The sequence below is a fragment of the Streptomyces vulcanius genome (assembly GCF_042653945.1).
In the GTDB taxonomy this organism is placed as follows: Bacteria; Actinomycetota; Actinomycetes; order Streptomycetales; family Streptomycetaceae; genus Streptomyces; species Streptomyces mangrovi.
On the sequence record NZ_JBHSFK010000007.1, the window covers coordinates 268,288 to 281,371 of the forward strand.

At 69.8% G+C, this 13,084-nt stretch carries 13 protein-coding genes and 1 pseudogene; 8 read left to right on the forward strand and 6 right to left on the reverse strand.

The genetic code is table 11. The features are described 5' to 3' along the window. Positions 1–242: 242 nt before the first annotated feature. The gene (locus tag ACFPIH_RS13510) at positions 243–572 is read right to left on the reverse strand and encodes a hypothetical protein (protein WP_381170420.1); all 330 of its coding nucleotides are present in this window, start codon (positions 570–572) and stop codon (positions 243–245) included. A 317-nt stretch (positions 573–889) separates the two neighbouring features. Here ACFPIH_RS13510 and ACFPIH_RS13515 point away from each other — a divergent pair, with 317 nt between their 5' ends. Together ACFPIH_RS13515 and ACFPIH_RS13520 are read left to right on the forward strand one after the other, a co-directional pair. Continuing rightward, positions 890–1,417: a universal stress protein gene (locus tag ACFPIH_RS13515; protein ID WP_381170422.1), complete on the forward strand. Its 528-nt coding sequence runs from the start codon at positions 890–892 to the stop codon at positions 1,415–1,417. Between the two features lie 110 nt (positions 1,418–1,527). Continuing rightward, positions 1,528–2,370: an FkbM family methyltransferase gene (locus ACFPIH_RS13520; RefSeq protein WP_381170424.1), complete on the forward strand. Its 843-nt coding sequence runs from the start codon at positions 1,528–1,530 to the stop codon at positions 2,368–2,370. 23 nt (positions 2,371–2,393) lie between these two features. Here ACFPIH_RS13520 and glmS read toward each other — a convergent pair whose 3' ends face one another. Both glmS and ACFPIH_RS13530 read right to left on the reverse strand, forming a co-directional pair. Further along, entirely contained in the window at positions 2,394–4,211 is a 1,818-nt protein-coding gene (glmS, locus tag ACFPIH_RS13525) for a glutamine--fructose-6-phosphate transaminase (isomerizing) (RefSeq protein WP_381170426.1), read from the reverse strand. Positions 4,212–4,224: 13 nt separating this feature from the next. Further along, a complete protein-coding gene (locus tag ACFPIH_RS13530) occupies positions 4,225–4,482 on the reverse strand; it encodes a hypothetical protein (protein WP_381170737.1) in 258 nt (85 codons plus the stop codon). Positions 4,483–4,668: 186 nt separating this feature from the next. On the opposite strand from ACFPIH_RS13530, the gene ACFPIH_RS13535 reads away from it, so the two are divergent. Beyond that, positions 4,669–6,231: a purple acid phosphatase family protein gene (locus tag ACFPIH_RS13535; RefSeq protein WP_381170428.1), complete on the forward strand. Its 1,563-nt coding sequence runs from the start codon at positions 4,669–4,671 to the stop codon at positions 6,229–6,231. A gap of 54 nt (positions 6,232–6,285) precedes the next feature. Here ACFPIH_RS13535 and ACFPIH_RS13540 read toward each other — a convergent pair whose 3' ends face one another. Continuing rightward, complete coding sequence (locus ACFPIH_RS13540; RefSeq protein ID WP_381170430.1) at positions 6,286–7,137, reverse strand: DUF4429 domain-containing protein; 852 nt, start codon at positions 7,135–7,137, stop codon at positions 6,286–6,288. A gap of 105 nt (positions 7,138–7,242) precedes the next feature. Between ACFPIH_RS13540 and ACFPIH_RS13545 the strand changes: the two are divergent. Then, positions 7,243–7,680 (forward strand): annotated as a pseudogene (locus ACFPIH_RS13545) (hypothetical protein); the annotation flags it as partial. 127 nt (positions 7,681–7,807) lie between these two features. Here the strand turns inward: ACFPIH_RS13545 and ACFPIH_RS13550 are convergent. After that, positions 7,808–8,281, reverse strand: a complete 474-nt coding sequence (locus ACFPIH_RS13550; RefSeq protein ID WP_381170432.1) for a hypothetical protein — start codon at positions 8,279–8,281, stop codon at positions 7,808–7,810. A gap of 16 nt (positions 8,282–8,297) precedes the next feature. After that, a complete protein-coding gene (locus ACFPIH_RS13555) occupies positions 8,298–9,551 on the reverse strand; it encodes a helix-turn-helix domain-containing protein (RefSeq protein ID WP_381170434.1) in 1,254 nt (417 codons plus the stop codon). A gap of 234 nt (positions 9,552–9,785) precedes the next feature. On the opposite strand from ACFPIH_RS13555, the gene ACFPIH_RS13560 reads away from it, so the two are divergent. The 4 genes from ACFPIH_RS13560 to ACFPIH_RS13575 all read left to right on the forward strand — a co-directional run bounded on the left by ACFPIH_RS13560 (position 9,786) and on the right by ACFPIH_RS13575 (position 12,991). Further along, positions 9,786–10,364: a hypothetical protein gene (locus ACFPIH_RS13560; protein WP_381170436.1), complete on the forward strand. Its 579-nt coding sequence runs from the start codon at positions 9,786–9,788 to the stop codon at positions 10,362–10,364. 86 nt (positions 10,365–10,450) lie between these two features. Next, positions 10,451–10,816: a hypothetical protein gene (locus ACFPIH_RS13565; protein ID WP_381170438.1), complete on the forward strand. Its 366-nt coding sequence runs from the start codon at positions 10,451–10,453 to the stop codon at positions 10,814–10,816. Between the two features lie 115 nt (positions 10,817–10,931). Further along, entirely contained in the window at positions 10,932–11,843 is a 912-nt protein-coding gene (locus tag ACFPIH_RS13570) for a radical SAM/SPASM domain-containing protein (protein WP_381170440.1), read from the forward strand. Between the two features lie 14 nt (positions 11,844–11,857). After that, entirely contained in the window at positions 11,858–12,991 is a 1,134-nt protein-coding gene (locus tag ACFPIH_RS13575; RefSeq protein WP_381170442.1) for a methyltransferase domain-containing protein, read from the forward strand. The last annotated feature ends 93 nt before the right edge of the window (positions 12,992–13,084 follow it).

A 13,084-nucleotide genomic window follows, 5' to 3' on the forward strand; every position in this document is an offset into this window, starting at 1 on the left:
GTTCGGCACCCGGCGGATTGTCGACTTGGCAACTTGGCGTAAAGCATTCGATCACGAAGCGTTGCACTCGTGGGGCGTGCAGGGAAGTGCGCCTCGTCGTAGTGGCCAATCCCCGTAGGGTGCGCAGGGCCTTCGAGGGCTTATCCGCGCAGGTGGCACCGGGTGTGGGGGGTGGTTACGGCAAGGGGTGCGCGGGAGGCGGAAGTTGGCTGAAAAGCAGCGGTCGCGTGCGTGAAAACCGGTCAACCGACCGGTGAGTTTCCCCCGGAGTGACGACCGCCACGATGGGACCCCGTCGCCGTGCGCTGATGGCGCCCCCGGTGGTGCGCCTGCGGCGCGTGTTCCTCTTCGAGCAGCCTGGCCGCGCCCCGTTCGGACTGGCGCAGCAGTAGCCGGCAGACGGCCGTGACGGCGGCCAGGCCGAGCGCGGTGCCGGCCGCTCCGGCCAGCGAGGCGCCGCACCAGAGGAGAACCACCGGGACGAGCACACAGGAGAAGGCCCCCCAGCGGATCAGATCGGTCGTGCGCTCGTCGCCGGGACGGGGGTCGGGGGTCGTGCGGGACGACGGCATGGGCCGGGCTCCTCTCCGGTGTGACGGTACGCGGGGTCCGCGGAGTTCAACGCCGGTTCGCGCGGTCGGTCACTGTCACGTGAGCAGGACGTAAGTGAATCCTGTGCAAACCGCCTGTACGGGGCAGCAACCATTGCGTTACGGGCGCCTGCTCGTGCATGCTCCCTGGAACCCCCACCGAGGGTGCTCGGGATCTGGGCGTTGGAGGCGTGGCGCCGTACCCTTGGGGGTATGGGGTTGGGAAGACAATTCCCGGACACAGCTCCGCCGCTCACTTGCCGTCCAACCCATATAAGGATCGATTCGCCGAGACAGCCATGGCCGGTCACGAATTCTTCGAACCCGCGGACCGCAAGCGGCCCGTCGCCGATCCCACGGCGGCCGAGCCCCTGGCGGCGGAAGAGACACGTCCCACCTGCGATCCCGCCTTCAAGCACGGAGTGGTCGTCGGCTTCGACGGCTCCACCTCCAGTGAACGCGCCCTCGCGTACGCCATCGGTATGGCCCACCGCTCCCGCGCGGGCCTGATCATCGTCCACGTCGCCAACCGGCTGCCCACCACCGTGTGGGCGGGCTGCGAGCCACCGGTCTTCGTCGACGTGCCGGACCACCGCACCGAGGTCCTCGGCCTGGAGCTGGCCTGCGCGGAGTATCTCGCCGAGGTGCCCTGGATCCTGGTCGAGCGCGGCGGCGACATCTGCCACGAACTCGAAGAGGTGGGCCGGGAGTACGAGGCCGACGCGATCGTCGTGGGCTCCACGCACGGCATCGTGGGGCGGATCTTCGGCTCCGTCGCCGGGCGGCTCGCGAAGCGGGCGAAGCGGCCGGTCATCGTCATTCCGTAGTCCCGCCGCGCCCGCTTTCACCAGGTGGCGGAGAGGTTAATTCCAGGTGAGCGATTCTGTCATATTTCCAACCCTATGACAGGCCCTGACCACGGCTTTAGCATCGCGGAATGCGTATTTCCCAGCTCCAAGAAGCCAACGCTCGCATGCTGGCCCACGCACCATCCGTCCGGCCGGTCTCCACCGGTGACATCATCCGCACCCACCGCAAGAAGTTCCCCTACCGCGGCTTCGCCGAGATCGACTCCCCGTACTGTCCGCCGTTCGTCATGTTCTGCGTGAACGACGACGCGGTCGCCCTGGACACCCTGTGGAACGGGACGTTCGGCTATGAGCCGGGCAGCCTCGGCACCTGGTCCCGGCTGGCCGCGAAAAGCGCGACGATCGCCGATGTCGGCGCGCACGTCGGGTACTTCTCCATGATCGCCGCGCTCTCCAACCCGAAGGCGAAGATCCACGCGTTCGAGCCGGTGGACCAGATCCACGCCCGGCTCTCGGTGAACGTCCGTTCCAACGGCGTCCCGAACGTCAGGCTCTACCAGGCGGGCGTGTCCCAGGAGGAGGGGTGGGCCGAGATCAGCGTCCGCTTCTCCGGGAACCTCCTGTCGACGGGCTCGACCCTGGAGCACGCCGCCGCGGACGCCGAGCTCAAGCGCATCCGGCTCCGCACGCTCGACGAGGTCTTCGCCGACACCAAGCTGGACCTCGTCAAGATCGACGTGGAGGGCCATGAGATGTCGGTCCTGCGCGGCGGCCGGCAGGTGCTGAAGCGCGACCGGCCGACCGTCATGCTGGAGGCGCTGCGGGACGCGCCCCTGGACACGCTCCTCGCCGAGTTCGACCCGCTCGGCTACGAATGCCACTGGGTCACCGAGGCCGACGGCACGTTCGTGCCCTGGTACGCGCCCCGGCCGCCCAAGACCCGGAACCTGATCTTCACCCCGCAGGGCTGAGGAGCGGACGCCGCCGCGTGCGGCTACTCGACGGTGACCGACTTCGCCAGGTTGCGCGGCTTGTCGATGTCCCGCCCGAGCGCCTTCGCCGTGTAGTACGCGAGGAGTTGGAGCGGGATGCCCATCAGGATCGGGTCCAGTTCGTCCTCGTTCTTGGGGACGACGATCGTCTGGTCCGCCTTCTCCTGGCACTCGTGGGCCACCGCGAGGATCCTGCCGCTGCGGGCCTTGATCTCCTCCAGGGCCGCGCGGTTCTTCTCCAGGAGGTCGTCGTCGGGGACGATCGCGACCGTGGGCAGGGCGGGCTCGATGAGGGCCAGCGGGCCGTGCTTGAGCTCGGACGCGGGGTAGGCCTCGGCGTGGATGTAGGAGACCTCCTTGAGCTTCAGGGAGGCCTCGCGGGCCACCGGGTAGCCCCGGACGCGGCCGATGAAGAGCATCGAGCGGGCCTCGGCGAACTGCTCGGCCAGCTTCTCGATCTCGTTCTCGTACGAGAGGATCTCGGCGATCTGGCCGGGCAGCTTGCGCAGCCCCTCGATGATCCGCTTGCCGTCGCGGACCGAGAGGTCGCGGGTGCGGCCGAGATGGAGGGCCAGCAGCGCGAAGGCGACCGTCGTGTTGGTGAAGCACTTCGTGGAGACCACGCAGACCTCGGGCCCCGCGTGCACGTAGATGCCGCCGTCCGCCTCGCGGGCGATCGCCGAGCCGACCACGTTGACCACGCCCAGCACCCGCGCGCCCTTGCGCTTCAGCTCCTGGACGGCGGCCAGGACGTCGTACGTCTCACCGGACTGGGAGACCGCGATGTAGAGGGTGTCGGGGTCGACGACCGCGTTGCGGTAGCGGAACTCGGAGGCCGGCTCGGCGTCGGCCGGGATCCGGGCCAGCTCCTCGATCATCTGGGCGCCGATCATGCCCGCGTGGTACGAGGTGCCGCAGCCGAGGATCTTCACCCGGCGGATCTTGCGGGCCTCGCGGGCGTCCAGGTTGAGGCCGCCGAGGTGCACGGTGGAGAAGCGGTCGTCGATCCGGCCGCGCAGCACACGGTCCACGGCGTCGGCCTGCTCGTGGATCTCCTTGTGCATGTAGGTGTCGTGGCCGCCCATGTCGTACGAGGCGGCCTCCCACTCCACGGTGGTGGGCTCGGCCGTGGTCCGGGTGCCCTCCGTGGTGTACGTCCGGAAGTCGTCGGCCTTGAGGGTGGCCATCTCGCCGTCGTCGAGGGTGACTATCTGGCGGGTGTGGGTGACCAGCGCGGCGATGTCCGAGGCGACGAACATCTCCTTCTCGCCGATGCCGAGGACGACCGGGGAGCCGTTGCGGGCGACGACGATACGGTCCGAGAAGTCGGCGTGCATGACGGCGATGCCGTAGGTGCCCTCGACGACCCGCAGGGCCTGGCGGACCTTCTCCTCCAGGCTCTCGGCCTGGGAGCGGGCGATGAGGTGGGTGAGCACCTCGGTGTCCGTCTCGGAGAGGAACTCCACCCCGTCCGCCTCCAGCTTGCGGCGCAGGTCGGAGGCGTTGTCGATGATGCCGTTGTGGACGACGGCGACCTTGTTGTCGCCCGACAGGTGCGGGTGGGCGTTCACGTCGGAGGGGGCGCCGTGGGTGGCCCAGCGGGTGTGGGCGATACCGGTGGTGCCCTTGAAGCGCGCCGGGACCTTGGCCTCCAGGTCACGGACCCGGCCCTTGGCCTTGACCATCTTCAGACCGGCGGTCTTCGGCGAGGTGACGACTATGCCGGCCGAGTCGTACCCGCGGTACTCGAGCCGCTGGAGACCCTCAAGGAGCAGCGGGGCCACATCACGCTTGCCGATGTATCCGACAATTCCGCACATATATAGGTATTCCTCAGCCGTAGACCATGCGGCGCAGCTGCCTGAGCGAGAGCTCCGGCGGTGCGACCGCCCTGTACTTCAGGTCCGCCTCGATCTGTTCGAAGATCTCCGCGTTCACCAGGCCCTGGGCCTGGAGCTCACGGTGGCGGCGACGGACGTAGTCCTCCGTCGTCTCGTCGAAGTAGGCGAGCACGTCCTGGATCACCCGCAGCGCCTCGCCCCGCTGAAGGGGCGTGGACCGCGTCAGATGATCAACGAGTTCGTCGTGCACCCGGTAGATCCTGAGGGACGCGCGCGGCTTTCGCAAGAAACCTGCCCGATTTCGGGCAAGGCCCTGTTAAGGAGCCTTGGGGAACCGTTGAATGTGTTATGAGCCCCTGTTCGTGAACCGTCCATTTGGCGTCTTGCAGGCCGTCGCCCTGAGCGACGAATTTCAGACGTCATGGACACTCCTCGCATGGGCGTACCCGACAAGCTGGCCGAGCGCATGAGCATGGCCGAGCAGCACGAGTACCTGCGCGCACGATTCTCCCGCCGCTCGATGATCCGTGGCGGTGCGGTCACGCTCGGTGCCGTCACCGGCGGTGCCTTCGTGGCCGGCGGCACGGCCCAGGCCGCCGTTCCGGCCCAGCCCCTGACGCAGACCGAGTACGTCAACGGCTCGCTCGTCGCCCCCTTCGCCCGTCACCTCGCCTTCGGCAACGACCCCAGCACCGAGATCAGCATCTCCTGGCAGGTCCCGCTCCCGGTGAAGAAGCCCTTCGTCCGGATCGGTACCCACGCCTCGCACCTCTCCGTCAAGATCGAGGCCGAGGTGCGCTCGCTGTTCACCCCGACCGGGGTCGGCGCGAGCGGCAACCACACCCAGTACTACGTGCACGCCAAGCTCACCCACCTCAAGCCCGGCAAGACCTACTACTACGGCGTCGGCCACGACGGCTTCGACCCGGCCGCGCCGCAGTTCGCGGGCACCATCGGCACCTTCACCACCGCGCCCGCCCACAAGGAGCCGTTCACCTTCACCGCCTTCGGCGACGAGGGCGTCAGCTACCACGGCCTGGCCAACAACAGCCTCCTCCTCGGCCAGAACCCGGCGTTCCACCTGCACGCCGGTGACATCGCCTACGCCGACCCGTCCGGTTCGGGCCAGGCCTCGGACACCGGTTTCGACTCCCGGATCTGGGACCAGTTCCTCGCCCAGACCGAGTCCGTCGCCAAGTCCGTCCCGTGGATGCCGGCCTTCGGCAACCACGACATGGAGGCCTGGTACTCGCCCAACGGCTACGGCGGCGAGGAAGCCCGCTGGAACCTGCCCGACAACGGCCCGGACAAGAAGAACCTGCCGGGCGTCTACACCTTCGTCTACGGCAACACGGCGGTCATCTCGCTCGACGCCAACGACATCTCCTTCGAGATCCCGGCCAACCTCGGCATCTCGGGCGGCACCCAGACCAAGTGGCTGGAAGCCCAGCTGAAGAAGTACCGGGCGTCCAAGGACATCGACTTCGTCGTCGTCTACTTCCACCACTGCGCGTACTGCACCTCCACCGCGCACGCCTCGGAGGGGGGCGTGCGCCAGGAGTGGGTGCCGCTGTTCGAGAAGTACACGGTGGACCTGGTCATCAACGGCCACAACCACCAGTACGAGCGCACCGACGTCATCAAGGCGGGCGCGGTCACCAAGAAGCTCCCGATCGGCGGCACCGCCTACCCCGAGACCGAGGGCGTGGTCTACGTGACGGCGGGCGCGGCCGGCCGCAGCCTGTACGCGTTCACCGCCCCGCTGTCCTACGAGGGCCACGAGAACGAGGTCGACTCGGTCGCCTCCTTCATCAACACCAAGGCCGGCAAGGTCAACGAGACCGTCACCTGGTCGCGCGTGCGCTACCTCGACTACTCGTTCCTGCGCGTCGACGTCACCCCGGCGTCGAAGGGCCGTACGGCCACCCTGACCGTGCGCGGCATCGCCGAGTCCGGTGAGCAGGTCGACCACTTCACGGTGGCCCGCAAGGCCAAGTAGCCACCACCGTGTGCCCGGAAGGCGGGGCGCACACTCCCACCCGGCAGGCGGTCCTCAGAGGTTCCTGAGGACCGCCTGTTTGGCCATCGTGAACTCCTCGTCCGTCAGCACCCCGTCCCGGTGCAGCTCGCCCAGTTCCCGCAGCCGTCGCAGCAGCGCGTCGTGCTGCGGGGGTACGACATCCTCGGGCGGCGCGGCCGCAGCCGCAGCGGGATGCGGCAGCCGGGCCTGGACCGCCGCCGCGACCAGCGCCATCAGCGGATCCTTCTTGAAGCCCCACAGCTCGACGGCGTTCGGGTCGTACTTCGGCGGGGCCTTCGTGGGCGCGCGGCGCACGGTGAAACGCAGATGACCGTTCTCCAGACCGACCGCCGGATGCCACTCGACTCCCGCGATGTCCGGCACCCCGATCGTGCGCGCCCCCGCGGCGGCCTTCGCGTCCTCCGTCTTCCAGTTCCACTCCAGGCGCACCTGCTCGCCGTCGAAGCTCGCGGTGCCGTCCCCTGCGGAGGCCGTGAGCGGCACGGAGGGTCCCGGCAGCAGATACCGGTCCACGGGTCCGGACGGCACCTGGTCGAGGAGCAGGGCGTTGCGTACCTCGTCCACGAAGTACTCGGCGACCCCGTACCGGTCGGACTCGACGACGAGCTGGTACGGGTCGTGCGGCTCGGTCAGCCGGCCGCCGGTGGCGAGCAGCAGCGGATCGGCGCCGTCCCGCAGCCGCAGCCTCAGCCGCCCGGTCTTCTTGCCCTGCTCGACGGAGACACCGGCCAACGCCCCCAGCGGGACGACCAGTTCACCCAGCTCCCTGCGCAGCAGCGAGACGCCCTTGTCCCGGCCCGGCGTCAACCGCAGCGCGTCACCGTCGAAGATCCACGTGCCGTCCTTCTGGATGATTTCCGCCATGGGGTGATTGTTCCAAAGACGCCGGTGCCGAAGACGACGACGGGCTCCCCGGGGACCGTACCCGGGGAGCCCGTCTGTCTTGATCAGAACCCTGCGACTGGATTCCTGAGGGTATGGAGCTGTTGTCGCTGGAGTGCATTCAGGAGCGTTCTGGTGGGCGCGCATCGGGGGTCTTTGGCCTCGCGGGACCTCAAGGCGCGCTGCCGGGACGGCCTGGAGCATTCCGGTGAGGCGTGGGCGGTGCGGAAGCGGGAGCTGACGCCGCTGTCGTCGTCGCGGTGGGCGGGCAGTATCACCAGGGCCACGCACGATCAGTGGGCGCTGGCCCGCCGTGGCCAGTCGGCGCACATCCAGCACCTGGAAGCGGGCATCCGCACGATCGAGGACCGGCTGTCCCAGCCGGTCGGGCGGAAGGGGACCCGTAAAGCGCCCGGGGGTTACCGGTCGCGGCGGGAGTGGCATGTGAAGTCGCGGCGGCTGCGGGTGCTGCAGGGCCGGCTGGCTGCCGCGCGGGCCGACCGTGAGGCCGGCATGGTGCACGTCCCGGAGCCGGTCCGTCTCACGGCGGTTCTCCGCGAGGTTCTGGAGCTTCTGCGGAAAGAAGTCGCGAGCGCGCTGTAAAGGTGGTCGCAGGTACGGCCGCCGCCGTGGCAGGGGGCCGTGGTGGTGGTCAGCGGCTGGCGCCCTCCGGCCAAAGAATTCGTACCGACACGCCAGTCCGCTCGGCGTACTCGACCACGTCGGCCGTGCCGCCGTACCCCCGGGCAGGCTTGCCGTCCCACACGGCGATCAACTCGTCCACCAGGCCCACGAGGATCTCGCTGCCCGCCTGGTGGGCTTCCGAGGTGGACTCGGTCATGCCGGTCTCGTGGATGTCGACCGCGCTGCCGTACAGCTGGTCGTAGACAGGGTGGTGCCACTCTGGCAGGCTCGCGCGGTACTCGGTGGCGGGGATGACGACCTCCAACCGTCCGCCGTGCCTGAGCACCGCTTGCGCGAACCAGGAGTCAGGGCCGTCGGCGATGCAGGACACGCCTGTCAGGTCGGCGATGTTGAAGCCGTGGACGGCCTCGTCGAGCATCGCGCGCACCTGCTGCTCCACGTCTGTGCTGAGCCCTCGGTGTCCGGTGATCCCTACGCGCATGCCGTGATCCCCTCTGCTACAGGTAGACGCCGTGGAGGCGCTCGTCGAAGTCCCGCGCCGCCTTGGGCGGGGAGGCGGTGGTGAGCCTACGACGTACTGCGCGGGCCCGCTCCACGATCCGCCCGGACCGATAGGTGAGGCCGGCGTCCAGGGCGCGCGAGGCGAGGGCGAAGGCGGCATCGACGCGGCCGGCGGTGAGGTATCCGGCGGCGATGTCCAGCATCAGCAGGGCGCGTTGCTTGGCGTGGCCGGTGGCCAGGGCCTCGACGTCGTCGCCGATCACCCAGTCCGACAGCCCGAGTCGTGCACCGCATGTCACCCGGCAGGCGGCCACCTTGTCCGGGGTGAAGGAGAACACCCACGGCCACGGGGGCGGCTCCTCTGTCGTCAGGGCTTCTGCTGCGGCCCGGCTCATGGTGAGGGCCTTGTCGGCCGCCCGGCGGTCCCCGGCCGCGGCGTGACCGAGCGCCTCGACGCTGGACAACCATGCGTCCGCTACGGCCGGACGCCGATCTTCGATCGTGCGCCGTGCACGCCGGGCGAGGTTCAGTGCCTCCACACCGTTGCCGGCGTGCGCCTCGAACTGGGCGAGTGTGCCGGTCTGGTATGCGGCGAGCAGGGGGTTCCCCGCGGACTTGGCGGCCTTGATCGCTGCGCCGTACCAGGATCGGGCGGAGCCGTGGTCGCCCTTGTCCCAGGCGAGCCAGCCCGCGAAGGATGCGGCCTCGCTCCCCACCGCAGCCAGTCGGGCCCGGTCGGCGTCCCCGCCTGCGGACCGGGTGATGGTCTGAGTCAGCCGGATGTGGGACTCCACCGTGTCGTAGAGGTCGCGGGAGGGGGTGGATCCGTCGAGCCGTCTGTAGGCGCTGGTGGACAGGCGTAGTGCGGCGGCCTGCCCGCTGGTGGCTTCGGTGGCGCCGGCGGGCGCCGAAGGGGACAGGACCGGGGCCGCAGCAGCGGCGACCGCCCCACCTAGCAGAGTCCTGCGGTACATGTCATCTGCCCCATCCACCTGCCCCTGGGGGCGGCCGTCCGCGAGGCCCACCAGCGCCAGCGGAATGGCGAGGTGCGCGGCTGCCGCCTCCAAGATGTTCGTGCCGTAGTCGCCGTGGCCCCTCCTTTCCAGGCGGGACACGGCAGACTGCGACAGGCCCAGGGCCTGGCCTAGTGCCGTCTGCGTCATCTGCTGCGCCTTGCGGGTCAGCTCGATGACGCGCCCGTAGTCCCCGGCCCGGGACGCGTCCCGGATCGGCCCTGTCTGGAAATCCACGGCTACCCCCCACGCTACGAGTGCGCGCGGCTGTGGGTGGGTGCCCGTACCCGCTCGGCGCATATCCGTATGCGGGTGCCGCATGAGTGATGGTCGCACGTCGCGACTGCTCGTTGACTACCTGTTAGCGCCTAAGGCTGTTGCACCTGACGGAGGGGGCTGTCCCATGCGGCTGCGCGAACATCGAACCTGCCTCGCCGAGGACGGGTCCACCGCTGCGAAGGGCGCGGTCCGGTGACAGCCTCGGGGTTCCCGTGGCATCCGCTGCGGGGCCAGGACCGGGTACGTCGGGCGCAGGCGGAGGGCTGGCTGCTGGCTGCAGCCCACTTCGACCGCAAGCGCGCACCCGAGGCCGAGCGCGCGGCCATCCACGACTGGGAGAGGGGCACCGTGGCCCTGCTCACCGCGGGGGTGACGTGGGACGTCGTACGGGTGCCGTACAACGCTCTCTCACCGGGCTTCAGCCGCGACACCAACCCGGACGAGTTGCGCCAACGGCTGGCCGATCTGAAGGTGCACGGGGCCGCCTTCTGCGACCCGTACCGCCCATACCTGTACGTCATGGTTCCGGCGGGCACAGACCGGGAGTGGCCGGCGCGCCAGCTGGCCGACGTGGAGTGCATGGGCTCGTCCAAGGCGTACATCCACCACGTCGGTGTCCCGCGCGTCGACCGCATCGCTCCGCCTGGCCTGTACTGGCTAACGTCCCCCGACGCCGAAGGCCCTCATTACGCCGACTGGCAGCACCTGTTCGCGGTGCTGCGCGACCTCCAGGACCAGGCCGAGGCCCGCGCCGCGTCGGGCGCCCCGTAGACCGGTGCCGGCCGTGCGCGGGTCCCGTCGCACACGGTCGGCACCTTCCAACCGTTCCCCGCCCAACACCACTGTGAAGAGACACCATGCCCTTACCCACCGCCCCGACCGTGCTGGACCTGTACAGCGACGCCGAGTTGCTCCGCGAGATCTGCGAGACCGTCATCTGGGGTCCGCCTCCGGAATCGACGGAGGACTGCTCGCTGTTCATCGCCACCCTGCGCGTCAACCTCCGTCACCTGCTGCCGCTCATCGAGGAGCGGCAGCCGCAGATGCGAGGCGAGTGGAAGGGCGTGGCCAGCCACGTCGTCGGCCGCGCGCGGCTCATCGCGGGCCCGCAGGTGACGGAGCCGCTTGCCGACCTGGCGCAGGATCTGGCGGTGCTGTGCAGGGCCCTCCTCACCTTGTACGAGCGGCCTGTGCCCGGGGTCCCGGACGCCTCCGGGGCCTGAGCGCGGGCACCACAGACTCCCGGCGCGGGGAACTGCCCCCGACGAGGCTCCCCCTCGGCATGGTCAAGTCCCTGCGCCGGGTCCCCTGGAAGTCACCTACACCAAGGAGACCACCATGACGATCGCCCCCGAGGCTCCGGCCCGGTCGATCGAGTTCCTCGAGTTAGATCTGACCGCACGGTGTCAGCTCGCCTGCTCGCACTGCTACGCGGAAGCCGGGCCGACCAAGGGCCACGGCAGCATGACCGGCGACGACTGGCGGCACGTCATCGACGAGGCCGCCGAGGTCGGCGTGGAGACCGTGCAGCTCATCGGCGGTGAGCCGACCCTGCACCCGAACTTCTCCGAACTCGCCTGGCACGCTCTCGACGTCGGCCTGCGGGTGCGGGTCTACAGCAACCTGTATCGGGTGCGTGAGGAGCACTGGGACCTCTTCGGCCATCCGGACGTCCGCCTTGCCACCTCCTACTACTCCGACGCCCCGGCCGAGCACGACGAGATCACCGGCCGGAAGGGTTCGCACGACTCGACCCGTGCGAACATCGTCGAAGCCCTGCGCCGGGGCATCGACGTGAAGGTCGGCATCATCCACATGCGGGACGGCCAGCGGTCTCAGGAAGCCTTCGCCGAGATGGTGGAGCTCGGCGCCACACAGGTGCGTATCGACCGTGTCCGTGCCGTCGGCAACGCGGTGCAGGGGGTGCTGCCGTCCACGTCCGCGCTGTGCGGGCGGTGCGGCGAGGGGAAGGCCGCGATCCTCCCGGACGGGACGGTCGCGCCGTGCGGGATGGGCCGCTTCATGCCCGCAGGGAACGTGCGCGGCAGCTCCCTGAAGCAGGTGCTCGCCGGGTCGGCGTGGTCCAGCGTGGTGGCGAGCATCCCCCGGCGCGGGCAGGCCGGTTGCACGCCGGACGAGGACTCGTGCATGCCGTCGCCCGGTGTCGATATGGCCTGCAACCCCGACAAAGACGGTTCAGACTGTTCGCCGGCCGAGACCCCGGCCTGCAACCCCGCGTACGACGACTAGGAGGACACCCCGCGATGCAGTGGGAGACCCACGCGCAGCGTCTGGCGGATGCCGTGACCAGGCCCGAATCGGACTGGTACGAGCCGCTGGCCACGACACCCCGGCACGTTCTGGTTCCCCGCTGGTGGGAGGGCACCGGTTCGGGCTGGCGGGTGCGCGACGGTGCGTCCGACCGCGCTGAGTGGATGCGGTCGGCGTACGCGGACCGGACCCTCGTGACGCGCGTCGGGCCGGCGCACGCCGACCAGACGATGCCGGGCGCCGTGGTGACCGAGGGCCTGCCCACCTCGTCGTCGACGCTGCCGGGCCTGGTGGTCGCCATGTACCGGCACGCGATGGTCTCCCCGGAGTCCCGCGTGCTGGTGACGACGGGCAGCGGTTACGGCACGGCGCTGATGTGCCGTCGGCTCGGCACCGAGCAGCTGGTGACGAGCGTGGACATCGACCCGTATCTGGTGGAGGCCGCGACCTATCGGCTCGACTCCATCGGGTTGAGGCCGCGCATAGTGGTCTGTGACATCACCGGGTCGCTGCCCGGGCAGTACGACCGGATCGTGTCCACGGTGTCCGTACGCCCGGTGCCGAGTTCGTGGCTGGCGTCTCTGCGGCCGGGGGGCCGGTTCGTCACCACGATCGCGGACACGGGGCTGATCCTCACCGCGGACCGGCTGGAGGACGGCGGCGCTGTCGGCCGGGTCGAGCCCGATCCGGCCGGCTTCATGCGCACCCGGCACGGCGCCGACTACGACTACCCCACGGACGGGGTCCGGGAGAAGGCTCTGGACCAGGAGGGGGACGAGGTGGGCGTCTGCCGGTACCCGCTGCTGTATCCGCCGGACTCCTGGGCTGTGATGTCGATGTTGGGCCTGGCCGTTCCCGGGATCCGTTACCGGCAGTCCTCGGAGGGCGGCATCCGTACCGTGTGGCTGCTGCATCCCGACGGGTCCTGGGCGCGCGCGACGGCGACTGAGCATCTCGCGTCGCCGACCGTGCACCAGGGCGGCCCCCGCCGACTGTGGCGGGAACTCCAGCGGGTGCGGAACCGGCTGAACCGGGAGGGCGAACTGCCCGTGTACGGCGCCCGGGTCACCATCACCCCGGACGGGGAGACGACCCTGTCCCGGGGCGGGTGGTCCGTAACTCTCTAGAACCGTCTCGCCATACGGTCGTCGGGCACAAAGCGGCCCCGCCCGCGCATCGTGCCCCGAGCGCGCGGGGCTTCCTCGGCTGGAACGCAGGAG